At 59.4% G+C, this 23,461-nt stretch carries 23 protein-coding genes and 1 pseudogene; 20 read left to right on the top strand and 4 right to left on the bottom strand.

The window, feature by feature from the left end; translation table 11 throughout:
• A partial coding sequence (locus AHiyo1_RS23325; protein ID WP_216363325.1) for a hypothetical protein occupies nt 1–381 on the bottom strand: 381 nt, incomplete at its 3' end.
• Nucleotides 382–678: 297 nt separating this feature from the next.
• Here AHiyo1_RS23325 and AHiyo1_RS28100 point away from each other — a divergent pair.
• The 9 genes and pseudogenes from AHiyo1_RS28100 (at nt 679) to AHiyo1_RS23350 (ending at nt 8,106) form a co-directional block, all read left to right on the top strand.
• Nucleotides 679–1,647, top strand: coding sequence for a type IIL restriction-modification enzyme MmeI (locus AHiyo1_RS28100; protein ID WP_340639374.1), 969 nt, complete (start codon nt 679–681; stop codon nt 1,645–1,647).
• A pseudogene (locus tag AHiyo1_RS28105) lies at nt 1,539–2,381 on the top strand (DNA methyltransferase); the annotation flags it as partial. The gene AHiyo1_RS28100 and the pseudogene AHiyo1_RS28105, both read left to right, overlap by 109 nt.
• A gap of 182 nt (nt 2,382–2,563) precedes the next feature.
• Nucleotides 2,564–3,118, top strand: a complete 555-nt coding sequence (locus AHiyo1_RS28110; protein ID WP_340639375.1) for a type IIL restriction-modification enzyme MmeI — start codon at nt 2,564–2,566, stop codon at nt 3,116–3,118.
• A complete protein-coding gene (locus AHiyo1_RS27655; protein WP_253257575.1) occupies nt 3,031–3,393 on the top strand; it encodes a type IIL restriction-modification enzyme MmeI in 363 nt (120 codons plus the stop codon). The genes AHiyo1_RS28110 and AHiyo1_RS27655 overlap by 88 nt, the downstream gene beginning before the upstream one ends.
• A complete protein-coding gene (locus AHiyo1_RS27660; RefSeq protein WP_253257576.1) occupies nt 3,390–3,935 on the top strand; it encodes a DEAD/DEAH box helicase in 546 nt (181 codons plus the stop codon). The genes AHiyo1_RS27655 and AHiyo1_RS27660 overlap by 4 nt, the downstream gene beginning before the upstream one ends.
• Complete coding sequence (locus tag AHiyo1_RS23335) at nt 3,935–5,374, top strand: DEAD/DEAH box helicase (RefSeq protein ID WP_253257577.1); 1,440 nt, start codon at nt 3,935–3,937, stop codon at nt 5,372–5,374. Before AHiyo1_RS27660 ends, AHiyo1_RS23335 begins: the two co-directional genes overlap by 1 nt.
• Nucleotides 5,371–6,564, top strand: coding sequence for a GIY-YIG nuclease family protein (locus AHiyo1_RS23340; RefSeq protein ID WP_059390205.1), 1,194 nt, complete (start codon nt 5,371–5,373; stop codon nt 6,562–6,564). The genes AHiyo1_RS23335 and AHiyo1_RS23340 overlap by 4 nt, the downstream gene beginning before the upstream one ends.
• A gap of 649 nt (nt 6,565–7,213) precedes the next feature.
• A complete protein-coding gene (locus AHiyo1_RS23345; protein ID WP_148667752.1) occupies nt 7,214–7,588 on the top strand; it encodes a hypothetical protein in 375 nt (124 codons plus the stop codon).
• Between the two features lie 320 nt (nt 7,589–7,908).
• Nucleotides 7,909–8,106, top strand: a complete 198-nt coding sequence (locus AHiyo1_RS23350; protein ID WP_059390207.1) for a hypothetical protein — start codon at nt 7,909–7,911, stop codon at nt 8,104–8,106.
• Nucleotides 8,107–8,239: 133 nt separating this feature from the next.
• Here AHiyo1_RS23350 and AHiyo1_RS23355 read toward each other — a convergent pair whose 3' ends face one another.
• Together AHiyo1_RS23355 and AHiyo1_RS23365 are read right to left on the bottom strand one after the other, a co-directional pair.
• Nucleotides 8,240–8,578, bottom strand: coding sequence for a hypothetical protein (locus tag AHiyo1_RS23355; protein WP_059390208.1), 339 nt, complete (start codon nt 8,576–8,578; stop codon nt 8,240–8,242).
• Between the two features lie 369 nt (nt 8,579–8,947).
• On the bottom strand, nt 8,948–10,204 hold the full coding sequence (locus tag AHiyo1_RS23365) for a recombinase family protein (protein WP_084784695.1): 1,257 nt from the start codon (nt 10,202–10,204) through the stop codon (nt 8,948–8,950).
• A gap of 412 nt (nt 10,205–10,616) precedes the next feature.
• On the opposite strand from AHiyo1_RS23365, the gene AHiyo1_RS28450 reads away from it, so the two are divergent.
• The 6 genes from AHiyo1_RS28450 (at nt 10,617) to AHiyo1_RS23395 (ending at nt 17,080) form a co-directional block, all read left to right on the top strand.
• Nucleotides 10,617–11,054, top strand: coding sequence for an IclR family transcriptional regulator domain-containing protein (locus tag AHiyo1_RS28450; protein ID WP_445286257.1), 438 nt, complete (start codon nt 10,617–10,619; stop codon nt 11,052–11,054).
• 181 nt (nt 11,055–11,235) lie between these two features.
• Nucleotides 11,236–11,832, top strand: coding sequence for a TetR/AcrR family transcriptional regulator (locus AHiyo1_RS23375; RefSeq protein ID WP_059390211.1), 597 nt, complete (start codon nt 11,236–11,238; stop codon nt 11,830–11,832).
• A 365-nt stretch (nt 11,833–12,197) separates the two neighbouring features.
• Nucleotides 12,198–13,517, top strand: a complete 1,320-nt coding sequence (locus tag AHiyo1_RS23380; RefSeq protein ID WP_059390212.1) for an MFS transporter — start codon at nt 12,198–12,200, stop codon at nt 13,515–13,517.
• Between the two features lie 31 nt (nt 13,518–13,548).
• Entirely contained in the window at nt 13,549–14,553 is a 1,005-nt protein-coding gene (locus tag AHiyo1_RS23385; protein WP_059390213.1) for an NAD-dependent epimerase/dehydratase family protein, read from the top strand.
• Complete coding sequence (locus AHiyo1_RS23390) at nt 14,550–16,061, top strand: flavin-containing monooxygenase (RefSeq protein WP_059390214.1); 1,512 nt, start codon at nt 14,550–14,552, stop codon at nt 16,059–16,061. The genes AHiyo1_RS23385 and AHiyo1_RS23390 overlap by 4 nt, the downstream gene beginning before the upstream one ends.
• 128 nt (nt 16,062–16,189) lie before the next feature.
• A complete protein-coding gene (locus AHiyo1_RS23395; RefSeq protein WP_253257578.1) occupies nt 16,190–17,080 on the top strand; it encodes an alpha/beta hydrolase in 891 nt (296 codons plus the stop codon).
• 15 nt (nt 17,081–17,095) lie between these two features.
• On the opposite strand, the gene AHiyo1_RS23400 is transcribed toward AHiyo1_RS23395, so the two are convergent.
• Nucleotides 17,096–17,920, bottom strand: coding sequence for an IclR family transcriptional regulator (locus AHiyo1_RS23400; protein WP_172465737.1), 825 nt, complete (start codon nt 17,918–17,920; stop codon nt 17,096–17,098).
• 257 nt (nt 17,921–18,177) lie between these two features.
• Here AHiyo1_RS23400 and AHiyo1_RS23405 point away from each other — a divergent pair, with 257 nt between their 5' ends.
• The 5 genes from AHiyo1_RS23405 (at nt 18,178) to AHiyo1_RS23420 (ending at nt 23,395) form a co-directional block, all read left to right on the top strand.
• Nucleotides 18,178–19,659, top strand: coding sequence for an aldehyde dehydrogenase family protein (locus tag AHiyo1_RS23405; RefSeq protein ID WP_084784699.1), 1,482 nt, complete (start codon nt 18,178–18,180; stop codon nt 19,657–19,659).
• Nucleotides 19,656–20,456: an SDR family NAD(P)-dependent oxidoreductase gene (locus AHiyo1_RS23410; RefSeq protein WP_216363330.1), complete on the top strand. Its 801-nt coding sequence runs from the start codon at nt 19,656–19,658 to the stop codon at nt 20,454–20,456. Before AHiyo1_RS23405 ends, AHiyo1_RS23410 begins: the two co-directional genes overlap by 4 nt.
• A 16-nt stretch (nt 20,457–20,472) precedes the next feature.
• A complete protein-coding gene (locus AHiyo1_RS23415; RefSeq protein ID WP_059390219.1) occupies nt 20,473–21,159 on the top strand; it encodes a class II aldolase/adducin family protein in 687 nt (228 codons plus the stop codon).
• Nucleotides 21,160–21,284: 125 nt separating this feature from the next.
• A complete protein-coding gene (locus AHiyo1_RS25875; RefSeq protein WP_216363326.1) occupies nt 21,285–21,638 on the top strand; it encodes a hydantoinase/oxoprolinase N-terminal domain-containing protein in 354 nt (117 codons plus the stop codon).
• Nucleotides 21,635–23,395, top strand: a complete 1,761-nt coding sequence (locus AHiyo1_RS23420; RefSeq protein WP_216363327.1) for a hydantoinase/oxoprolinase family protein — start codon at nt 21,635–21,637, stop codon at nt 23,393–23,395. Before AHiyo1_RS25875 ends, AHiyo1_RS23420 begins: the two co-directional genes overlap by 4 nt.
• Nucleotides 23,396–23,461 lie beyond the last annotated feature (66 nt).

The raw sequence follows: 23,461 nt of genomic DNA on the forward strand, positions 1-23,461 counted from the left end.
CAGACCGCTCACGCCTCGGTGACCTGTTGGATCGAGCACCCCGTCGCGCAGATGCCGGTCCGCGACACCGGCCAGACGCTGGCGGATCGTCGCGACGGAAAAGCGGGGGAGGCCGTGCTCGTCCAGCTGCATCGACATCCAGGCGACGTACCACCGCACGGTCTCCGGATGCGCCGGGAGCGGCTCCAGGCCGTGCGCACTGCAGAACTCCTCGAACGATCGCCACGCTGATTCGTAGGCGCGCCGCGTATTGGCCGACAGAGTGTGCGTCTCCAGATCAAGAGACACAGCCTCGAGCTCCCGCAGCTCATCGTTGATCTCCGGCTCGGGAACCGCCTCCGGAGCCTCCACTGCTGCCAGCCGTACTGGTGAACCGCCCATCCCTCCAGTGTGCAGAAGGCGAGGGCAAATTAAAAGCCGGTCCCTGATAAGGGCTCTTATCCGGGCATGGGAAACACATGCCGTCGCGTGACGCGATGGATGAAAAACAACCGAAGCACGGTCCCGGATAAGATCACGAGGAGGTAGCGCGCTCCCGCCCTGCCATGTAAGGAGTAGCAACGTGTTTGAACCATGGTCGTACGCAGACGGCAATTCAGCCGGACTAGAGGAAAGGCGCATGAGTACCAAACGCCCAGCGACCATTGACGGTGTCGCCTACGCACAAGGAATTCGTACGTGGCGAAGCTAAATCTGAAAGCCATCGAAGAGCGCGTCGCGCCACTCGCCGGTCGTGAGACGTACGACCGCGAGTTCATCTTCGATCTCCTGCTCGCCTACGGAAAGCCTCAGAGCAGCGTCACTCGCCTGCGCAACGGCGATCTGAACGTCGCAACTGACCAGGGAAGTGAGGTCGCGCAGAAGAAGGTCGTCTACTTCAAGGAGACAGCAGGGGACACCCTGGAAGTGCTGGAGGAACTGAAGACGTCCCCAGGCGTCGTGCGCTACAGCACACGCTTCGTGATCGTCACCGACTACGTCGAGCTCGTAGCCACGGATACCCAGACCGGCGAGACGATCGGATTCCCGATTCGGGACATCGACCAGCACTTCACCTTCTTCCTGCCCTGGGCCGGGATGGAGAAAGCGCAGTATGTCGCCGAAACGCATGCGGACGTCAAGGCTGCCGAGCGCATGGGCAAGCTGTTTGATGAGCTGCTCCACGCGAACCCTGATCTTCTTAAGCAACCAGGTGGACGCCACGCGCTTAACCTGTTCTTCACTCGTCTGCTGTTCTGCTACTTCGCCGAGGACACGGGCATCTTTGCCGAGAACCAGTTCACCAACGCCGTCGGGTCTCACACGCTGGACGACGGCTTGGACACCGCGGACTTCCTCACAGATCTGTTCACGGCGCTGGACACCGCCGACGCGTCCGACAAACCCAAACACCTCGCGGCGTTCCCCTACGTCAACGGCCGGCTGTTCACGATGTCTGAGGACACGTGGTGCCCTTATTCACCAAGAAGGCGCGAGAAGAACTCATCAATGCCGGCAAGCTCATCTGGCGCGAGATCAACCCGGACATCTTCGGCTCGATGTTCCAGGCGATCGTCACACCGGGCAAACGCAGCGACCTCGGCCAGCACTACACCTCGGTGCCGAACATCCTCAAGACGATCGAGCCGCTCTTCCTCAACGCCTTGAAGGACGAGCTCGACGAGAGCTTCGACTCGGTGAAGAAGCTCGAAACGTTGCTCGACCGGATCAGCGCCATCAAGGTCTTCGACCCAGCCTGTGGTTCAGGCAACTTCCTGATCATCGCCTACAAGGAGCTGCGAAAGCTCGAACACGCAATCCTCGAACGCCTGGCCGAGCTGGACGACAAGCACCTCGTGCTGTTCGCCGAGTCGAGGATTAATATCGAGAACTTCTTCGGGATCGAGATCGACGACTTCGCCGTAGAGGTCGCGATCCTCTCCCTCTGGATTGCCAAGCACCAGATGAACACGGAGTTCAAGGAGAAGTTCAACGTCTCAATCCCACTGATCCCGCTGAAGGAGACCGGCCAGATCAAGCAGGGCAACGCGACCCGGGTCGACTGGAACGACGTCTGCTCGAACGACGGTGGAGAGATCTACCTGATCGGCAACCCTCCGTACAAGGGCGGGAAGTCGCAGAAGGCGGAAATGAAAGCGGATTACCCCTTCGTGTTCGGGCGGCGGCCGTATTCGAAGGACCTGGACTATATCGCTCTATGGTTCATCAAGGGTGCAGACTACATTGAAGGCACTCGGGCGGAGTTGGCGTTCGTCTCAACCAACTCCGTGACTCAGGGCGAGCACGTCGGCCTTATGTTCCCGATGATTTTCACGAAGGACATCGAGATCGGGTACGCATACACGTCGTTCAACTGGGAGAACAACGCCAAGCGCAACGCCGGCGTCACCGTAGTCGTCATCGGATTGAGGATGGCCAGTTCCGAGCCGAAGTACATTTACAGCGATGGCCTCCAAATAGAGGCGACGAACATCAACGGCTATCTTGCCGATGCCTCGTCGGTTTTCGTTTACCGCCGGACTGCCGCCCTCAGTCCGTCGCTCCCGCGTATGGCTCTGGCTCCATGCCAAAGGACGGCGGCCATCTCCTCCTCGAACCGAGGGACCGCGACGCGATTTTGGATAAGCACCCTGAGGCGGCACGCTACATCAAGCGCTTCGCAGGCGCTGCGGAGTTCATTAACGACATCGAGCGCTACTGCTTGTGGATCGCAGACGACGAGCTGGAAGAGGCCCAGGCGATCCCTGCGATCGCGAAGCGCCTGGAAGCGGTGTCAAAATGGCGGCTCGAGAGCGAGGCAGCGACGACCGTGGACTACGCGGTCTACCCGAATCGGTTCAAGCAGAACGCCTACAAACCGACCGAGTCCATCGTGGTCCCGAGTATCTCGTCCTCACGTCGGCGCTACATCCCCATGGGCTACCTCGACGCCGGGGTAGTGATCTCGAGTAAGGGCTTCGCGATCTACGACGCCGAGCCCTGGACTTTCGCTATGCTGACCTCCCAGATGCACATGGCTTGGTTGGGGCAGTGTCCGGACGGATGCGCCTCGACTTCCAGTACGGCGCTTACATCGTCTACAACAACTTCCCTGTCCCACCGCTCTCCGACGCGGTGAAGGAGAAGCTCACAGTCGCTGCTCTGCGCGTGTTGGACGTCCGAGAGTATCACTGCGAGCGGACCCTCGCGGAGCTCTATGACCCGGACAAGATGCCGGAGGATCTGCGCGCCGCTCATTCACAGATCGATGCGCTGGTCGACTCAATCTACTCCAAGCGCGGATACGAGACTGATGAACAAAGACTGTCTGACCTCTTTGCTATGTATGAGGAGATGACAAACACCGAGGCCGCAAGGGCCTCAGTGAAGAAGCCCCGGAGGACCGCGAAGTGAACGCGATCAAGAAGCCCATCAACATCGTCGATGTCACCTATGCCAAAACGAAGGCCTCGGTGAACACGGATGCCCTGGGCATGCGTGACATGCAGCAGCGAGTCTTCGCGAAACGCGACGCACAGCACCTCCTCGTGAAGGCCCCGCCGGCGTCCGGCAAGTCACGTGCACTGATGTTCGTGGCCCTCGACAAGCTCTACAACCAAGGGCGCAGGAAGGTCATCGTCGCCGTCCCCGAACGCTCGATCGGCGCGTCGTTCGCGTCAACGGCCCTGTCGAAGTTCGGCTTCTTCGCGGACTGGGAGATCAAGCCGGAGCACAATCTGTGCGACGCCGGATCCTCGGCAGGCAAGGTCGACGCGTTCATCCAGTTCCTCGAAGGGCCTGATGCAACGCTCGTGTGCACCCACGCGACACTTCGCTTCGCATTCGAGAAACTCGCACCTGAGTCGTTCAACGGCACGGTACTGGCAATCGACGAGTTCCACCACGTCTCCGCCGACATCGAGTCGAGCCGCTCGGCGCGCTCCTGCGCGACGTGATGAACGGCAGCGACGTCCACATCGTCGCGATGACAGGCTCGTACTTCAGAGGAGACTCCGTTCCGGTGCTCTCGCCTGAGGACGAAGCGAAGTTCACCCCGGTCACCTTCAACTACTACGACCAGCTCAACGGGTATGAACACCTGCACTCGCTCGGCATCGGCCACCACTTCTACCAGGGCCGCTACACCGACGCGATCGGTGAAGTGCTCGACCTGGACAAGAAGACCATCGTGCACATCCCGAACGTCAATTCGGGAGAGTCCACGAAAGACAAGCTCGAAGAGATCGGCCGCATCATCGACGTCATCGGGCATGTCGAAGGGGAGGACCCGGACACCGGCATCATCAATGTGCGCCGGCAAGACACTGGAACGATTGTCCGCGTCGCCGACCTCGTCGACGACACCGAGCAGAAGAAGCGCGGCGACACGCTGCACTTCCTGGCCCATACGGCGTCCAAGGACGGCGATGCGGTCGACATCATCATCGCCCTGGGCATGGCCAAGGAGGGCTTCGACTGGCCCTTCGCCGAGCACGCCCTCACCGTCGGGTACCGGGCATCGCTGACCGAGGTCATCCAGATTATCGGCCGGGTCACCCGCGACAGCCCCGGCAAGGCCCACGCGCAGTTCACGAACCTCATCGCCGAACCCGACGCCTCGCAGGGCGAGGTGAAGGTCTCGGTCAACAACATGCTCAAGGCCATCACTGCTTCGCTCCTCATGGAGCAGGTGCTCGCGCAGAACTTCACGTTCAAGACAAAGAAATTCGACGGTGACGATTCCGCGGTGCCAGGCCAGCTGAAGATCAAGGGCTTCAAGGAGCCGTCGAGCGATCGCGTGAAGCAGATCGTGGAGACCGATCTGAACGACCTGAAAGCGACAATCCTCCAGGACGACACCTTCGCCCGGGCCGCGGCCGGCTCCGTGGACGCCGAGACGACCAACAAGGTGCTGATTCCGAAGATCATCCGGGAGAAGTACCCGGATCTCACCGAGGCGCAGGTGGAGGAGGTCCGCCAGCAGGTCGTCGTGGACTCCGTGATCAAGAACGGCGAAGTGCGCACTGTAGGCGACAAGCGGTTCATCAAGATGGCCGAGAAGTTCGTCAACATCGACGAGCTGAATATCAACCTCATCGACTCGGTGAACCCGTTCCAGCGGGCGTTCGAGGTCATGTCCAAGTCGGTCACCCCCTCGGTGCTGCGCATCATCCAGGACACGATCACCGCGACGCGTATCGAGTTCACCGAGGAAGAAGCCCTCGCCCTCGTTCCCAGGATCAAGAACTGGATCAAGGTCAACGATCGGAAACCGGACGCGAGGGCGGAGGACCCGACTGAGAAGCGGTATGCAGACGCATTGCTGTGGCTCCAGCGGGCCAAGCAGAAGCTTGAAGCACAGAAGCGCGCGACTGAGATGGTGGAGAGCGAATGAGCGATTACGACGATATCCTCGAAGCAGCACCGTACTCCCTGCAGGACCTCATCGACAACGACCTCGACGGGCTCCTCGACGCGCCCGAGAAACCCAAGAAGATAACCTCGTCCGACCGGCTCGAGCGGGCGTTTCTGGAAATCGTGGAGTTCCGCCGGACGCACGGGCGTCTGCCTAGCTCGGCGACCCGAGAGATCGCCGAGCGGAAGCTTGGGGCCCGGCTCGAGGGCATCCTCGCCAACGACGAAAAGATCGCGGCGCTCAGACACCTCGACACGGAGTTCGAGCTGCTGGCAATAGAGGCAGCTCCTGAGTCCCTGGACGATCTCCTTGAGAGCGATGACCTGGACGATCTGCTCGGCGACGACTCCGGCATCCTCGACGTGTCGGATCTGCCCGTGATCAAGCGTCCCGAGTCTCCGGACTCGGTTGCTCAGCGGGTGAAGGCCGAGGACTTCGACCTGTTCGAGCCGCTGTTCAAAACGAAGCACGCCGAGCTGGCCGAGGGCACATACAAGCTGATGCCCTTCACTGGCATGGATCTCATCCGCGAGGGTGTGTTCTTCGTGCTGAGCGGCGTCATGTGCTTCGTTGCTGAGGTCGGCGAGGACGTCGACCTGATCGTTGGTGGTAGGCCGAGGCAGAAGCAGCGCCTGCGCGTCGTCTTCGAGAACGGCACTGAGTCGGCGATGTACAAGCAGAGCCTCATGACCCGCATGTACGAGGCGCAGGGCCAGGTCTTGGCGCGGACAGGCCACGATGCTGACGAAATCCTCGACGCCGACATGGAGAGCGGTCACATCTACGTGCTGCAGTCGCTCAGCGAGGATTCTGTTGTCGCGGGGATGAAAGACCTCCACAAGATCGGCTTCTCCACCACCAACGTCGAGACCCGCATCAAAAACGCGGTGAATTCACCGACCTACCTGATGGCACCTGTGAAGGTGCTGGCGGACTACCGGCTCTACAACGTGCGTGCGTCGCGGCTGGAGCACCTCTTGCACCGCGTGTTCGCCGAGGTGCGTCTGGACCTGACACAGGTCGACCGGAAGGGGCGCAACTACGACCCCTCGGAGTGGTTCGTGGTGCCGCTGGAGACCATCAATAAGGCCGTCGCAATGATTATGTCCGGCGAGATCACCGACTACGTCTACGACGCGCAACTCAAGAAGCTCGTAGAACGCGATTGATCTGAAATCGCGACGGAACTCTCCATTTGCGTTCTCCTGCTCGCTGCCGGAATCTAGCACTCGGCCCCAGGCAGGCAACGGCTTTGACATGATTGCACTGGACGTACTGGCCATTGCGATCAACGGGGGCCCAAGTTTTGTACCGGGAGATATCTGCTAAGCCGAATAGAGTCTCATGTCTTGAACCTAACCTCTGGACCGACTGGTGCGCTGTCACGAACACCGCCCAGGAGTGCCGCGACGACGCCGTACTGACCCGGTTCAAGAAGCAGGCAGGCGCGTCACAGCGACTGATCTCCCAGCTGCGGTCGCCGCGGACCAATCACGAATCCCGGGCAACAGCCTGGCCGGCGGCACACCATGAAGAGTCCGATGCGCTCGAGCGTCTGCTCCGCCTCGGATCTATCCTCGCCAACAGCAGGCAGACGTTCTGGATCGAGCGACTCAGACTCCGACGAATGATGTTCGCCGCGGTGCTCCTCGCGCCGGCCTGCCAGGGTGGGTTGGGCCTCACACGCGACCGGGCCCTCAATCTCGCCCCGGACGAGTTCCAAGAGCTGCGCCCCCAGATCGGAACCGCAGAAGAGGAAGCCAGCTGCCCTTCATGTGCTGTCTGGTCGTGGCTCGAGGTGCTCGGCACAAACTCAGCTTGGTCATCCGCCTTGGTCCGTTCGCTCGCGCAACGCGCGAGGAGTCCGCAACGGACAGCACGGCGCATCGTCACGTGCGTGACGACCCGAATCCTGACTGGGGCGACTGGCAGGACTGCTCGAATCTGCTGCCGGGCATCGACCGCTGGGGCTACATCTATCAATACAGCTCGATGCACCGGTCATCGTTGTCTGCAGTGATCGCGGTGATGAGGATGCTCCTCGAGGCTCCGGTGCAGCAACCTCAAGCGCTAGCATTTGCACCCGAACCTCACACCATCAGGCATGTGACCCCCGAAGAAGAGATCGAGATCCTTGCCCTGGCCGACGAGCTCAATACTCGTGTGGCAGCACTCCTTGCTGAATTCGAGTGAAATCAATAAGGACGTGCCCAGGGGTGCGACTGGAATACGGTCTCGGGACCTCAATGATGGGCGCGGCTGGGCAACCGCTCGGGCTCTATACCTCAGCCGATTGCACATGCGGACAACAATGGCATGTCGGCCTAACACTGACGCCATGGCTGAGAGCGTGCCACGATCGTTGCGTCCGCCTGTCGTACTCGCGTTGGCGAAAGCGGTAGAAACGATCCCGTCCGCGGGAGCACTGCGGGGAGACATTAGTCCAGCCTGAGAGTTCCAGTTTCGAGCTCGGAGACCACGTGATACCCCTGCCAGGCCCGTTAGCGTTTGAGATGCGCTCGGTCATTCTGCAGGACGTGGCCGCCGTCCGCTCACGCCTCGAACGCAGCGAGAGCGTGCCCGCGGTTATCAAGTCCGACCACGACAAGCACGTCGTGGTCTACATGCCTGCGCGTATCGCCCCGGACACACCCGTCGTGCCGGAACCCTGGGATCTGATCGGTGTCGAAGAAGTCCCCGAGATCGCCTGAACCGGCACCTCTTGGAAGGTACATCAGCCCGGAAGAAGAAGTCGAAATACTCGCAAAGGCTGACGAAATCACTGGCCGTGCCGCAAGAATCCTTGTTGAGTTTGAGTCCTAAGCCCTGCCCACGGGCTGCTTATCACCCTACCGGAGCGAGAAGACGGATCAGCTGCGCTTTCTCGGCAGGTGTCAACGAGGAGAAGACGCTCGAGATCTGGGCTGCAAGCGCTTCAAGCTCCGAATCGACTTTCTGCTCATGCGCAGACGGCGCAATTGCAACAATTTCGGCAGCTTTCGTCGACGTCGCTACGTAAGGTGCTGAAGAGCCGGAAAATAGTCCAATCAGGAGAGAGGCTTGGTGTTCCGAAAGCGGTGGAGCCTCAGCTGCCTTTCGCTGAACCCATTCGTCATAGGACTCGACTTCGTCGCTGACAGGCTTGTCAGCTTGAATCGCAATCGAATCGAATGAGTTCTCCATGATGATTCGAATCGTATTCGAATGCTGCGCTAATCGCAAACATGAATGGGCCTGACTGCAGTCTCAGCAGCGCTATCAAGGTTGGGTCGAATCGTCACCTCCAGAGGAAGTCCACTCGATCCCGGTTGATACCGCGAGACCCAATCTCACCCGGCTTCACTCTGTTGATCTTCGGAACCACTAGGGCGCGAAGCACCTTCCTGCGCCAGGCAAAGTCCCCGGCTGCTTCATGTTCAGACCAGATTTCCCGGACCCGACCAGACCTCACGAGCTCGACTATTACGGGATCAACTCCGACCAGTGCATCTAGCCGGTCCTGCGCAGCCTTCATCTTTGGAAGCACGATTTCTTCCTGGCGGTCGAGCCACCTCAGATCGCGTCGCGTTCCGCCTCAAACTGAACCTCATTAAGCCAGGCCTGATGATCCGCAATTTCTTTGATAAGCGCCTCCCGCTCAGCGTCTACGCTGTCGTCTGCCTGGCCGAGCATCGCCAGAAAGTCCGGCCGCTCGAGACGGGCAAGAACAACGTCGACCACAACCTTGTCGAGATGCTCCTCCTTCATGGCCACATGAAAACCAGTCTTGCCAGGAGCGCCGCTGCAGATATATATGTTGTAATGCGCGCGAGGAAGTGCGTTCCCTTGATCGTCATACCGTTTGCGACCACTATTCTGCTTGCCAATTCGCGTACCTACTCCGCAGATGCCGCAGATAGCAATGCCCCCGAGCAAATGGGCAACAGGCCAATCATTCGTCCTCCGTCGATCCGGCGGGCTAATAACTCTTTGGAGCCTGTCCCACGTCTCAGGCTCCAATAACGGTGGCCAGATCGCATCTCCGATGATCTCGCCACGATGTTGTCTTTTGCCGGCATAGGCCGGCATCGTCAGCATCTGCTTGACCGCGGGCCCTGTCCACCCCAGATACTTACGTTGCTCGCGGTACGCGCTCCGACGCGGTGGGATGCCTCGGGTATTGAAGTCCTTTGCTATGGCGTAGAAGCTCTCACCGGAGAGTGCCCGGTGGGCTGCCTCCTGAACAACCGGTGCCTGGTCAGGATGCGGGACAACCTCTATCAACCGACGGGTCTCCGCGTCGTAAACCCTGCGGTATCCGTAGATTTGTCTTCCGTGAGGGCGGCCCTTCTCTGCATTATCACGCGAGTGACGTAGGATCCGTTGACTCGTCTTGTCGCTTTCGTACTCGGCGTCGCTTGCATCCTCACGAATTGACCGGCGGTCGCGGGCATTAGTGGGGTCGTAAACCCTCCCGTGGGTCAGTACCCAGATTAGAATGCCTTGGTCCTTGCAGACCTCAATGATCTCCAACCACTCGCTCGTCCGTCGCGAGCCACGCGACGCCTCCCAGAGGCCCAACACATCTGCGTCGAAGTTACCCGCCCGAATATCGGACACGAGTCTGAGGTAACCCTCGCGGACCTTGCTGGAGTATCGACTGGCACTCCGGTTGTCGTCCCGGTACGGATGAGGATGAAGTTCCCAGCCCTTGCTCGAACAATCTTTGGCCATCTCATCATGCTGCTGATCTGGGCTCTTGCCAGTACCGGATCGATCTTGGGAGACGCGAAGGTACTCTCGTACACGCAGTGATTTGGAACTAAGCATGATGCCATCCTACCCACCTCCTAACTAAACAATGAGCTGGACGACCGCATGAGCTCCGTGGCACCAAAGTTGATATAGGGGGTGGGTACCAAAATCCCCGGAATTACGCGGGTCCCGGCCTATCTGTGGACATCTTTGTGGCACGACAACGACCCACCTCCATTAGTAACGTTGGTAGCTCATTTTTCGCCGTGACGGGCGTGAGGGAATGAGCCGGCGACGTCCTTGCGGCATGTGATTGAGGACCCCACCAGGGTGTTTCTCGTCTAAGTCAGTCCGTCGACCGTGTAGGGGTTGGCTGGGGCTCATCGAGTTGTGACAGATCCTCAGGAAGGGAGGTGGACGACGACTATGCGGTGTCGGCATGGCTGATACCGCATTGTCTTTCCACCATGAGTATGCCTCCGGGTCTATGACCTTAACTGTGCATGCGTGGCATCGGCGGGTAGTGGCGGGGCTCGGGCTGGCGCTCACCGACAGGGCCTACCGACAGTTGCTCGGGGAACTCAAGGCCACCCGTCAGCGTGGATATGCGCTGTGCCGAGGAGAGACCCAAATCGGCGCGGCGTCAGCAGCTGTGCCTGTTACTTCCGCGACTGGCCGCCCCATCACGACCATCACTGTGTCAACACCTGTATCTCGGCTCAATCTGGACAAGATATTCCAGGCCCAGCGTGATCCAAGTGCTGCCCTCGCCGGCGTTCTCCAGGACGAACCGTGCGCCCAAGGTCGGTCGTCGACGTTGCCAATAGGGAAGGGCCTGTATCGCCGAACCCCTTGGTTTCGAGCCGGCGCCAGTGCTTCATCGCACCGGAGGGCCTCTGCCCCACGGCATCCGAGATCGTGGTGACACGCCGAAGTATCGCCAGCGGTCGGCAAAGCCACAAATGAGTCGTCGTTTCTGCCAGCAAGAAATGGGTTCTGCTCGCGAGCGCAAACTGGGAATCTGCTTGTAACCAGAACCCCCGGAAGCCGTCCCAGGGAATCAAACCCTCCTTCCGGCTTCCCTGCGTACGGCTTGGAAAATGGACATGGCATGGGATATCGAACGCACCAAAGCACTCTTGCTGACGGCCGCGGCCGTTGAATTCAGTAAGAAAGGGCTGGCGGGGGCAAGAGTTGACAACATCGCGTCCGGTGCCGGCATCAGTAAGGAACGCATCTATCAGTACTTTGGAAACAAGGAAGGTCTTTTCGACGCTGTGCTGGCTGCCGAATTGGGCAGTGCCATGGACGAAGTCCCCATCGTCGGATGCGGGCCCACGGCCATGGGTGAATTTGCCGGAAGGCTCTTTGAACATCGCACCAAGGAAGACGCGGTGTCACGCCTTCTCTTCTGGGAGGGTCTGGAACGTGGTGATCAGGTTGCGGACCGGGCCGCCAGGGCAGGCACGTGGGGTTCGAAGGTTGATGAGATGCTGAAGGTTCTTCCGGGAATTTCCAGGACGGACGCTGCGGACCTTCTTCTCACTGTGCTTACACTCTGTGGCGGATGGCATGTCCTTCCACAGGTGGATGCGCTGCTCGTTAGTGACCGTCATGACAGGCCCTCGCGACGCAAGGCATTCGTAGTCCGCGTGATGACCATCGCTGCCGAAGCCCTCTTGGCTGATGCCTCCAGGCCTTAGACATTGACCGTCTAAGCGAGACTTCAGGGGCATTCCCCGGCATTCCCCGGCATTCCCCGGCATCCCTCAAATGACTCGCTGCAGTGCAAATCTTTCTGCAAAGCAGAAGTCCCATGTGCCAGGTCGGCGCCAACTCGTAGGAGACTCGGTCGTTCTACGGTGACAGTGGTTCGTGGGACGCGTCAACCGGCAGCAGACTTTGGGGCTGGACCGCCCCCGGAGGGTCCTTCTCAATCGAAAAGGGCAATCGCTTCAGGAGTTTTCCGTTGTGAAGAAAAGTGGCGATAGCAATGGGTGGGCGACCCTACACTGAGTCCACCGGGCTCTCCGGGACCCTTCGACCTCAAAGAATTTTAGGAGCCTCAATGTCGAGTGCTTTGCAGACCGAGTCACAGGTTACCAAGAAGGCGCGAACACGTGCAGTAACTCTGGCCACCCTCGGAAACGTCATGGAGTGGTACGACTTCACCGTCTACGGTTTCTTGGCCCTTGCCATCAGCGCCAACTTCTTCCCGGGAAGCGATCCGAACGCTGCCCTGTTGTCGACCTTTGCTGTCTTTGGCGTGGGGTTTGTGGCGCGTCCTGTCGGGGCGTTTATCCTGGGTCCCTTGGTGGACAGTAAGGGTCGCAAGTTCGTCATGCTGCTATCAATGCTTCTGATGGCCGCGGGCTCATTGCTGGTGGGAATTGCGCCAACTTATGCGCAGATCGGCTTACTGGCGCCGGCCATCATCGTCCTTGGCCGGCTCTTCCAGGGTTTCTCGGCTGGAGGTGAGTTTGGCAGCTCTGCTGTCTTCCTCGTGGAGTGGGCCACCCCCAAACGACGTGGGCTTTTCGGTAGCTTCCATCAGGTCGCCACCTACGGCGGTCTGCTGACGGGCGTAATCGTGGTTGCAGTGCTCACTTCAATCCTTGGACCAGCACAAATGCAGGCGTGGGGATGGCGCATCCCCTTCATGTTTGGTGCCTTCCTCGCTGTGATGGTCTTGTACCTTCGTCGCCGAGTGGAAGAGACGCCTGTCTTCAGCGATTCCGATCAGACTGAATCATCCCAGGACTCCGGCGCTTTGAGTCAAAGTAACGACCGAACTCAGCTGAGCTCCGTCAAGGGATTTTTCCTTACTATCGGCATCACCGCGCTCTGGGCAGTCACTTCGTTCGTGACTATCAACTACATGCCGACATTCACCAGTAAGTTCGCCGGGATCAACCAGCAAGAGGCATTGTGGGCCACCTGCATCGGGTGCTTCCTGGCTGTTGTGTTGTTTCCTCTCGCTGGGCACCTTTCTGATCGCTTTGGCCGTCGGCCGTTCATTCTCGGCAGTGCAATTGCTTATGTCGTACTGTCGGTGCCGCTGTTCCTGCTAATCGTCAATGGCCGATCACTGCTGACTGTGATTGTGGCACAGGGCCTGTTCGCTCTCCCGACCGCAGCAATCGCCGGCGTAGGCACGGCAACCGTTACCGAACTTTTCGCCCTTAGGCGACGCGGGGTTCTCGTTTCCATCGCAACCGCGATCGCGGTCACCGTGTTCGGTGGTTTTGGCGGATTCATAACGACGTTGCTGATCGAAGCGACGGGTTCACCCATCTCCGCGGCGTACTACGTTGTGGGTGTCGCTCTGATCACTTTGGTGGCTGCCCTGGCTATGCCTGAACTGGGCAAGAACGAACTGCGACGGTAACCATGCGCTTGTTAGATGAAAGAGGAAAACAATGAACGAACGTCATGCCCTGATCACCGGCGCAGGCATGGTCGGAGCCTACACCGCACGCAAGCTGCTCGAGAACGGTTGGCGGGTTACCCTCCTGGACCGCCAACTCAACAACGGCTACCTATCGGACGTCATCAAGGATGACACCGGACTCACTCTCCTTGAAGTTGACCTTACAGACATCGAGGCAACCGAACGAGCAATAAGGGGTCTTGGGCGCTTGGACTCCGTTGTCCATACAGCCGCTTTGATTGCAGCCCGCGCACAAGAAGACATTCTTGAAACACTCGAGATCAACGTGGCGGCATCGCTGCGGTTGGCATGCCTTGCCAAGGAGTCCGGTGCCGGCCGGTTGGTGGTCATCAGTAGCTGGAGCGTCTATGCGGATGATCAGAAGCAGGCGATTACCGAAGAATCACCGCTCAAAACCAGGTTCACTTCGTACTACACCGCCTCGAAGCTGGTCCTCGAGCATATGCTGAGCGCGTTCGCAGCAGATCAGCAGCTTCCCACGATTGCTCTTCGGCCGACGGTGATCTACGGCTACGGCCCCAATCTCGGTGGCAGCGTTGGCAGTGCGGCCATTGAGGCTCAGGTCCTGCGCGCAATGCGTGGAGACAATGTCACAGTCCCAGACAACATCATTTCCCAGACCGAACTTGTCTACGTCGAAGACGTTGCAGACGCAGTAGCGGCGGCCGCTGGCGACAGCCCCATGAATGAACTCTTCATGGCCTACAACGTTGGATCTGCCGAGACAACAACAGTGGGACAACTGGTTGAAACACTCGCGGAAATCTTCCCTGAAGCCAACGTCCAAGTGGGACGCGGCCTTGATTACTCGGTGATTCCACCGCGGCAAAGCCAACCGACAGAGCTCACAGCAATGCTTCGGGACCTTGTGCGCATCCCACCACGAACTCGCTCCGCCGGATTCCGTGCCTTCGTTGCGGAACTTCAAGCAGCCGGGAACGAAAATCTTGAAACCCTAGGAGAAAACAAATGAATCCAGCAGCAGAGACTGAATTCTTCGAAACAGTCATAGCCGGAGTGGGATTCGGCGGTATCGCGGCCGCCCACGACCTGCTGGAGAGCGGCCGAACAGATTTCGTCCTTCTGGAAAAGGCCCCCGAAGCCGGGGGCGTCTGGCGGGACAACACCTACCCGAACGCAGCATGCGACGTTCCAGCCCATCTGTACAGCTTCTCATTCGCGCAAAACTCCGAATGGTCATGCAACTACGCCAGCCAATGGGAGATCCTCGAGTACACGAATCGCGTTATCGATGAGCTGGGACTCCGGGAGCGCATCCGCTTTGAGGAAGCCCTCGTTAGAGCGCAGTGGATTAGCGAAAAAGTGGTTTGGCGTCTCCAGACGTCCCGGGGACGGGTCATTGAATGCCGATACTTAATCTCCGCCCTCGGAACTCTCAACCAGCCCTTGATTCCGGACCTGCCGGGCCTGGCAGACTACCGGGGCCAGATTATCCACACTGCCGAATGGCTGCCGGACATTGACATGACAGGAAAACGTGTCGCAGTGATCGGTGCGGGGGCCAGCGCAATCCAAGTCGTCCCACATGCCGTTGAGCAGGCAGACTCGGTCTTGGCGGTCATCCGGACGGCACCGCATGTGATGCCGAAGCCCGAGGAATTCTACGACGAGACGGCTAAGGAGCATTTCCGAAACCATCCAGAAATCCTTCAGGAGCTTCGAAAAGAACAATACGACTACTGGAACCAGTCCACGCACGCCCAGGCTGTCATGGACGAGGAGTTTCTGCGGAGAGCCGAGACGGTCTGGCGAGAGCACATGGAATCTGCTGTCAGTGATCCACGGCTGCGGGAAATACTCACCCCCGACTCTCGCTTCGGCTGCCGTCGTCCCGTCGTGTCCAATAGTTTCTACCCAGCCCTTGCCGATCCGAAAACTACCGTCATCGACGCGGGGATACAACGGCTCACTGCCTCAGGGGTTGTCTCGGAAACCGGAGAGAAGTTCGACGCTGACATTGTCGTACTCGCTACAGGGTTCCGGGCAACAGAAATGCTTAGCCATGTTGAGATCATTGGCGCCGGCGGGTGGCCACTGACGGAGGAATGGCAGGAGGGCCCCGAAGCCTACAAGGGAACGATGGTCAAGGGATTCCCAAACCTGTTTCTCGTTACCGGTCCGAATACCCAGGCTTCTGGATCACTCATCGGCGTTATCGAGGCTCAAACCAAGTACATCACCAAATGCCTGGATGAGGCGGTCCGTCAGGAAAGGCCCGTCATTGAGGTAACACCCCAGGCGCAAGCAACATTCAACTCCGGCCTCGAAAAGATGATGGAGAGAAGCGTCTACATAGCCGGAGGATGCCACAGCTGGTACAGGCTGGGTGGAACCGGCCGAGTGGTAACGAAGTGGCCCGGAAGCCTCGCGGATTTCGAAACGGAACTTGAAGGCGTCGTACTGGATGACTTCACCTTTTCGAAAGCGTCTGGGCGATCCTTGACCATGGTCAGCGGCTAGACGAGCTCTCGGTGTGCCCTTTGGGGACATCGGGGTTTGGTGGGACACCTGCTTGCTAGCCGGATCCCCAAGGCCCCGCGGGTCTTGCTGTGTTCGAGAAGGTTGCACAAGAAAGTGAGGTGGCAGAGATGCCCTCCGTTGAATTGAAGTCCGTCGTCGAGATGTTGGCGCAGTCCGTTCCGGACTTTAGCGACGACATCCACGAACTTCGGATCCGTTTCGCTGATTTGGCCTCGAGGAACAAAATCGATGCGGGCATCACCATAAGCCATCGAACGGTTGGAGGCGTCGGGGTGATTGAGACTTCGCATGCACCAGACCTCCACACAACCATTCTCTTCTTCCACGGGGGCGCGTACGTGGCCGGAAGTGCTACGGAATCCTTGTCACTCTCCTCCGAGATCGGTGTTGTGGCCGGTGCCAAGGTTGTCTCAGTCGACTACCGTCTCGCTCCCGAACATCCGTACCCGGCAGGAGTGCAGGATTCCTTGAATGTGTACGCCCAGCTCATCGAGGACGGCACAAATCCGGAGAGCATCGTTGTTGCGGGCGCATCGGCGGGCGGGGGACTGGCCATCACCCTACTGATTGCTGCCAAAGCACAAGGTTTGCCTATGCCTGGCGCGTGTGTCGTGTTCTCGCCCTGGATTGATCTGGAACTGACCGGCGAGTCTTTGCGCACCCGGGCCGATGTGGACCCTTCCCTCACCGTGAACGGTCTCCGACGCGCGGCCACGGACTACCTGCACGGCCGATCACCCAGGCACTCAGGAGCCAACGCCCTGCACGCCAGCCTGGCTGGACTTCCGCCCATGTTTATCCAAGTCGGATCACGGGAGATTCTGTTCGACGACTCCATCAGGCTCGCGGCCCACGCCGGAACTGCGGGTGTCAGCGTTGAGCTTCAGTGCTGGCCCGAAATGGTACATGTGTTCCAAGCGTTTGCCGCCCAATTGCCGGAAGGGCGAGCGGCGCTGCAAGCAGCCGGGGCCTTCATCCGTACTAAGGTAACCCCTTAGTGAAACCTCCGCATCCTACCGACCGCTTCTTTCTGACCGGCCGTTCTCGCCGCCGGCCTCGGACCTCAGAATACTGACGATTTCATCCTGGGTGTGGAAGATGAGGCCCAGCTTGTCTGGAGCGTAAAGCGCCTCCAGCCGCGCCACTGGCACGGAAACCGAGAACGTGGCCATGGACCTGCCGGGAGGGGTGGAAAGAGGGACTGCCAGTGCGGCGACACCTATTTGGGCTTCCTCGCGGCAAATGGCGTATCCGCGTTTCCGGGTGCGCTCAAGTTCGACAAGGAGTTCTTCGAACTCCTTGTCCGGGAGGTAGCTTCCCGCGAGCTCAGCACCCTTGCCTCGATACAGCCGCTCGAGTTGCTCCAGAGGAACATGTGCCAGCAACGCCCGACCTCCGGCAGTCGTGTGCGCCGGCAAGACTGAGCCGGCTCTGTCGCCGATACGGAGTACAGAAGTCGCCTCGATAGTCATCAGAACCCTCGCGTGGATGCCGACCCGGACTGTGAGGTTTACCGTCTCCTCAAGGCGGGAACAAAGAAGTTCAAGCGAGGGCCGGGTCAGTTCCCGCAGGGTTTGCGTCCAGGATGACCCGATGACCGGAGCTCCCAGCGCCGGCCCGGCCACGTAGCGCCGGGAATCATCCTGCAGGGCAAACCCCCGGTACATGAGCATCGACATCAAGCGATGCGCCGTGGAGTAAGCAACGTCGAGTTTCGACGCAACATCAGTGATGCGAACGGCCCCCTCGTCGCGGAGAATGCTGAGGATCCGCAACGCGTTATCCACCGAATCAATCGGGTACGGAGGGCGTTTGTGTTCAATAGTTGCTTTCTTCACAGCGGAAACAATACCCCCAAGTTGCAGGATGGGAAAGACTCTCTTGTTTCGCGCCGGACTCGCCACGCCAGCGTGGGCGTTTAGTTGTGCGCCCACATCCCCGGTCCAGCGTACTTTCTGCTACGAAGAAAGACATTGAAAGACCCTTCTAGGCGGCGTGAACTGGTCTCCTGGCCCTGGGAACAAGAGTCCGTGCGGAGGCAGCGAAGCCAGTTCACCGACCTACACCATGAAGGGCATACAGGACAGGACAAATCATGCTGAATCAAATTGAAGAACGCACCCCGTTCCAGACCAACCTGCGAGAGCGCCAATGGAAGCTGTTGCTCGGTGGCGAACTTCGGGATGCGGAAGGCTCGAAGGTCTACGAGAGAATCAGTCCATTCACCAGGGACACCATTACCCAGGTCCCCAACGGTTCGAAGGCGGACGCAGACACGGCGGCGGAAGCAGCCTACGCCGCGCGGCGGATGTGGCGCTTAACGACGGTTCCGGAACGTGCCGCTGCACTCCTCAAGGCTGCGGACATCATTGAAGCCCACGGTGAGGAACTCGCTTATCTGGACTCCATTGATGGTGGCTCTGCGTTGCAGAACTCGCGGATGGACGTCCGGCTGACCCTCGCACATGCGCGTCTGTTCGCCGGCCTGGCGCTTGAGATGAAAGGTGACACCATCCCTGCCAGCACTGGCCTTCACATGACTGTGAGGGAGCCGGTGGGCGTCGTCGTCAGAATCGTGCCCTTCAACCACCCGCTCATGTTCGCGGGCAAGGTTTTCGCGCCCATCCTGGCCGGAAACCCCACCATCCTCAAGCCCCCAGAAACCGCGCCGCTGTCAGCACTTCGACTCGGGGAGCTACTTCAGGATGTCTTCCCTCCTGGAGTCTTCCAGGTCGTCACAGGTCAGGGACGAACCGTCGCGGATACACTCGTGCGCCACCCACTGGTCCGGAGAATCGGCTTCATCGGCTCAGAGCAGACCGGACTAGCCATCCAGAAAGCGGCCGCCGAATCCGGTGTCAAGGAAGTTTCCCTTGAACTGGGAGGGAAGAACGCCATGGTTGTCTTCCCGGACGCCGACCTGGACAAGGCCGCCGAAGGCGCCATCAACGGCATGAACTTCGCCTGGTCGGGTCAGTCATGTGGATCCAACTCCCGACTGCTCGTTCATAGCAGTGTCCATGACCAGATTGTCGCCAAAATCGCTGACAAGCTCAAAGCGCACCGCCTCGGAGATCCCCTCGACCCCGGAACGGATCAGGGCACTGTGATCAACGAGAAGCAGTTCAACTCCGTCATGGGCTACATCGAGACGGCACGGAAGGAAGGGGCGACTGTTGTCGCAGGCGGCGGCCGTCCGGACGGAGAAGCCTTTGCAGAAGGTCTTTTTATCGCCCCGACGGTGCTGACGAATGTGAATCCCGGCGACACTGTCGCCCAAGAGGAGATCTTTGGGCCGGTGCTGTCGGTCCTTACCTTTGAGACCGAAGAAGAGGCAGTGGAGATCGCCAATGACTCCCCGTATGGACTCACCGCGAGCGTATGGACTGCTGACCTCAACCGCGCACTGCGGGTTGTCCGGGAAATTGAAGCGGGATTCACCTGGATCAACGACTCCGCCAAACACTTCCCCAACGTCCCCTATGGGGGAGTCAAAGCGTCAGGGTTCGGCCGTGAAGAAAGCATCGAAGAACTGCTCAGCTACACCGAACTCAAGACGATCAACATCGCCTACTGAGCCTTAGGGCTCATCATCATCTCAACGAGGAGAATCGTGAGTTATCTCGGACTGGACCAAAAGGTCATTGTCGTTACAGGGGCAGCGCAAGGTATAGGCGCAGCTACGTCCAAAGGCTGGCGAATGACGGCAGTACCGTCATCGCCGCCGACCGGAACTTCCAGGGCGTGGCTGCTCTGGCGGAATCGCTATCGCACACGGGTAAGGTCTTGCCGGTGGAGGTTGACGTCTCCTCGTCATCTTCGTGCACCGAGCTGGCCCGGAAAGCGATCGGCGATTATGGCCGAGTAGACGGGCTCATTAACAATGCCGCAATCTTCTCCACCATAACCATGAGGCCCTTCTGGGAGATCCCCGAAGCAGAATGGGACACCCTCATGGCCGTCAACGTCAAGGGCCCCTGGCTGTTGACCTCAGCACTGCTGGACGGCTTTAAGGCCTCCGGCAAGGCAAGCATCGTGAACATCGGTTCGGACGCTGTTCAGCTGGGCCGTACCGGATACACCCATTACGTGGCCAGCAAGGGCGCCGTGGCGGGGATGAGCTATGCCATGGCCAAGGAACTCGGGCATTGGAATATCCGCGTCAATACCCTCTCCCCTGGCCCCGTCTACACCGAGGTCGACCGCGGCACAGTCACACCAGAGCAAAAGGAAGCCATGCTTGCCCGTCAGGCACTGCCCCGGACAGCAGGACCGGACGACATGACCAGCCTGGCCGCCTTTCTGCTCTCCGATGACAGCAGCTACATCACCGGCCAGACCATAAGCGTCAATGGCGGCCTTCTTCACCGATGACTCAGGAACGGGAATCATGAACACCGACATTAGGGAACTCGTCTCGCTTTCTTCCCGGATCCTTGGGGGAGCTGACCAGGGCGACTTCATCTGGGGGCATGCTTCAGCCCGTGATCCGGAAGGACGCGGTGCGTGGATCAAGGCCAGCGGCTGGGGCCTTCAGGAAGTCACTCCAGATCGCGTCCACCTTGTGGACAGGGAAGGTGCCGTCGTTGAAGGAGAGGGGCGCCGTCATCTTGAGTACCCCATCCATACTGAGATCTACGCGGCCCGTCCAGACGTCGGAGGCGTTGTCCACACGCATTCCCCGCATGCTGTCGCTTTAGCCGCGGCAGGCCAGGAACTGGTGCCGGTCAGCCACGCAGCCAACTTCTTCGTCCCGCCATCGGTCCCGAGATTCACCCTGACCGCCGATCTCATCTTTACACAGGAACTCGGGGTGGCCCTCGCGGAAACCCTTGGAGGCGCCCGGGCCGTCTTTCTCGTCAATCACGGGATCGTCGCGGTAGGCCCGGATCTTCAGTCAGCAACTGTCGCGGCAATTTTGTTGGAACGGGCAGCCGAACAGCAGCTCGTGACGCTGGGCTACGGCGGCGTGCCGGCCTGGTCCGCGCCCGAGGAGTCGATAGCAAAGCGCGAACGGATCTACAACGAGACCGCCATCAGCAACGTTTGGGACTACCTGGTGCGCCAGCTCAAGTAGGTTCAATCCCTTTTCTGCAGCGGGGAAACCCGTGGGCGGAGCAAGTCAGCAAGAGTAGCTTGAATATAAGCCGGAGTGATCCACATCACTGGCTTCCCAGAATTGTCACGCAAAGGAGCGTATAAGTGGGATACATCATTGGAATCGACGTTGGGGGAACTTTTACCGACGCTGTTTTGGCCGACGATGCAGGAAACATCGTCGGAGCGAAAGCACCATCCACGCCGCCAGATTACTCTGAAGGCGTTCTGGACGTTATCGGCGTCCTGGCGGAACAGATGGGCCTGACGGTGCGGGAGGTGCTGGCCAATACACAACATATCGCGCATGGCACGACGTCGTCGTTGAACGCACTTGTTATGGGCAACGTCCCGCCAGTTGGTTTCATCACCACACGCGGTCACCGCGATTCCATCTACATCATGAACGTTGAAGGCCGGTACTTGGCGGCTCACCAGAGCAGCTGCAAAGCGTTGTGACCCAATCAAAATCCCATGGTCTGATCCCAAAGCGCCATGCCCACGAGGTCACCGAGCGGGTAGACCGTGACGGAAACATCATTGTCCCGCTGGACGAGGACGACGTCCGGATGGCCGTTCGCGATCTTATCGATCAGAACGTCTCAGGGATCGCAGTCTCGCTGCTGTGGTCATTCCGCAACCCCACCCACGAGCGACGAATCCGCGACATCATCCACGAAATCACCCCGGAGATGTTTGTCTCAATCTCATCTGAGGTCAGTCCAAGGATCCGGGAATTTGCCCGAAACGCAACCACCATCATGAGCACCCAGATTGGCCCAGGGCTCAAGCACTACCTTGGAAACCTGGAGAATGCACTTCGTGAAGAGGGACTCAAAGGCCCGCTTCTGGTGATGCAGAGCAACGGAGGCGCCATTGTCGCCGAAGAGGCCCCTGCAAATGCAATCAGTACTGTAGGGTCTGTACTCACCGGTGGAGTAGTAGGTTCGGTGGCACTGGGAGCTCAGCTGGGGCACCCCAACATCGTCACAACCGACGTGGGAGGGACGACCTTCCTTGTAGGACTCGTAGTGGATGGCGAACCGGTTCGGTCGTCCACTACGGTCATCAATCACCACCCCATCAACGTCCCGACGCTTGAAGTGCACGCGATCGGTTCCGGCGGAGGTGCCATCGCCTGGATCGACAAGGGCGGAAACCTCCAGGTTGGACCCAAAAGCGCACAGGCAGTACCCGGGCCGGCATGCTACGACCAAGGCGGAACGGAGCCGACCAACACCGATGCAAACCTGGTTTTGGGAATCCTCCCCGAACGTGGCTTGCTTGGTGGCAAGAAATCTCTGAACATCCAGCGCGCCCGTGAAGCGATCCGCACACGCATCGCAGAGCCCTTGGGTATGAGCGTTGAAGATGCGGCCGCGGCCATCTATCAAGTGCAGAATGCGCAGACAGGTGACCTGCTTCGCAAGACAGTTGTTGAAGCAGGGCATGACCCCCGGGACTTCATCCTCTACGCCTTCGGCGGCGCTGGCCCAGCGAACTGTGCAGCATACGCCGCGGAACTGGGCGTACAGCAGGCGGTCGTTCCCCTGGGACCGGTTGCCTCCGCCTTTTCGGCCTTTGGCCTGGCCACATCAGATGTCGTGTTGACAGCAGAACTATCCGATCCGGCCACCTTTCCCCTCGATGCCAGGAGCGTTGAGCGGAACTTCCAGAAACTGGGCAACCAGGTACTGGCCTCCCTCGAACGGCAGGGGCTCAACTTCAAGTCCGTAGAACTGCACCGCGAGACCGACATGCGCTATTCAATGCAGCTGGCTGAACTGCCTATCCCCATGGACCAGGCGATCACAGCAGAGAGTTTGGAAGAGGCGGCTGTGCGGTTCGAACGTCGCTACGCCGAACTCTACGGAGAAGGTTCGGGATTCAGCGCAGCCGGGATCCAAGCCATCACGTATCGGGTCCGGGCTGAAGGCAAACTCGCCGTCTCCCTCGAGCTGCCACCAATTGACGCTGCCGACACCGCCGATCCGTCGGCGGCCCAGATCGCCACACGACCCGTGCGCCTCAGCTCCGCCGGCTACATGGATACCGCCATCTTCGACTACACAAAACTCAGAAGCGGCCATCAAATCACGGGACCGGCCGTCATCGAGGTACCGACCACGACCGTAGTTGTCCCGGAGGGCATGAGCGGCGAGATCGACAAGCTCGGAAATCTTGTCATTCTGACTCAGAAAGGTTCCCAGCTATGAGCATGACTATCCCCGGTTCCGAAGTTTATTCCAGCCGACCAAAGAGTCCAGATGAGCTTATGAATT

The organism is Arthrobacter sp. Hiyo1, from assembly GCF_001263615.2.
Taxonomy (GTDB): Bacteria; Actinomycetota; Actinomycetes; order Actinomycetales; family Micrococcaceae; genus Arthrobacter.

What these genes read in the sequence shown, in the direction of transcription:
- AHiyo1_RS23335 (WP_253257577.1), top strand. Translation starts at nt 3,935, where the DNA reads ATGAACGGCAGCGACGTCCACATCGTCGCGATGACAGGCTCGTACTTC.
- AHiyo1_RS23380 (WP_059390212.1), top strand. Translation starts at nt 12,198, where the DNA reads ATGTCGAGTGCTTTGCAGACCGAGTCACAGGTTACCAAGAAGGCGCGA.
- AHiyo1_RS23385 (WP_059390213.1), top strand. Translation starts at nt 13,549, where the DNA reads ATGAACGAACGTCATGCCCTGATCACCGGCGCAGGCATGGTCGGAGCC.
- AHiyo1_RS23415 (WP_059390219.1), top strand. Translation starts at nt 20,473, where the DNA reads ATGAACACCGACATTAGGGAACTCGTCTCGCTTTCTTCCCGGATCCTT.
- AHiyo1_RS23350 (WP_059390207.1), top strand. Translation starts at nt 7,909, where the DNA reads ATGCGCTCGGTCATTCTGCAGGACGTGGCCGCCGTCCGCTCACGCCTC.
- AHiyo1_RS28110 (WP_340639375.1), top strand. Translation starts at nt 2,564, where the DNA reads ATGCCAAAGGACGGCGGCCATCTCCTCCTCGAACCGAGGGACCGCGAC.
- AHiyo1_RS23405 (WP_084784699.1), top strand. Translation starts at nt 18,178, where the DNA reads ATGCTGAATCAAATTGAAGAACGCACCCCGTTCCAGACCAACCTGCGA.
- AHiyo1_RS23365 (WP_084784695.1), bottom strand. Translation starts at nt 10,204, where the DNA reads ATGCTTAGTTCCAAATCACTGCGTGTACGAGAGTACCTTCGCGTCTCC.
- AHiyo1_RS28450 (WP_445286257.1), top strand. Translation starts at nt 10,617, where the DNA reads ATGACCTTAACTGTGCATGCGTGGCATCGGCGGGTAGTGGCGGGGCTC.
- AHiyo1_RS23355 (WP_059390208.1), bottom strand. Translation starts at nt 8,578, where the DNA reads ATGGAGAACTCATTCGATTCGATTGCGATTCAAGCTGACAAGCCTGTC.
- AHiyo1_RS23390 (WP_059390214.1), top strand. Translation starts at nt 14,550, where the DNA reads ATGAATCCAGCAGCAGAGACTGAATTCTTCGAAACAGTCATAGCCGGA.
- AHiyo1_RS23395 (WP_253257578.1), top strand. Translation starts at nt 16,190, where the DNA reads ATGCCCTCCGTTGAATTGAAGTCCGTCGTCGAGATGTTGGCGCAGTCC.
- AHiyo1_RS23375 (WP_059390211.1), top strand. Translation starts at nt 11,236, where the DNA reads ATGGCATGGGATATCGAACGCACCAAAGCACTCTTGCTGACGGCCGCG.
- AHiyo1_RS23340 (WP_059390205.1), top strand. Translation starts at nt 5,371, where the DNA reads ATGAGCGATTACGACGATATCCTCGAAGCAGCACCGTACTCCCTGCAG.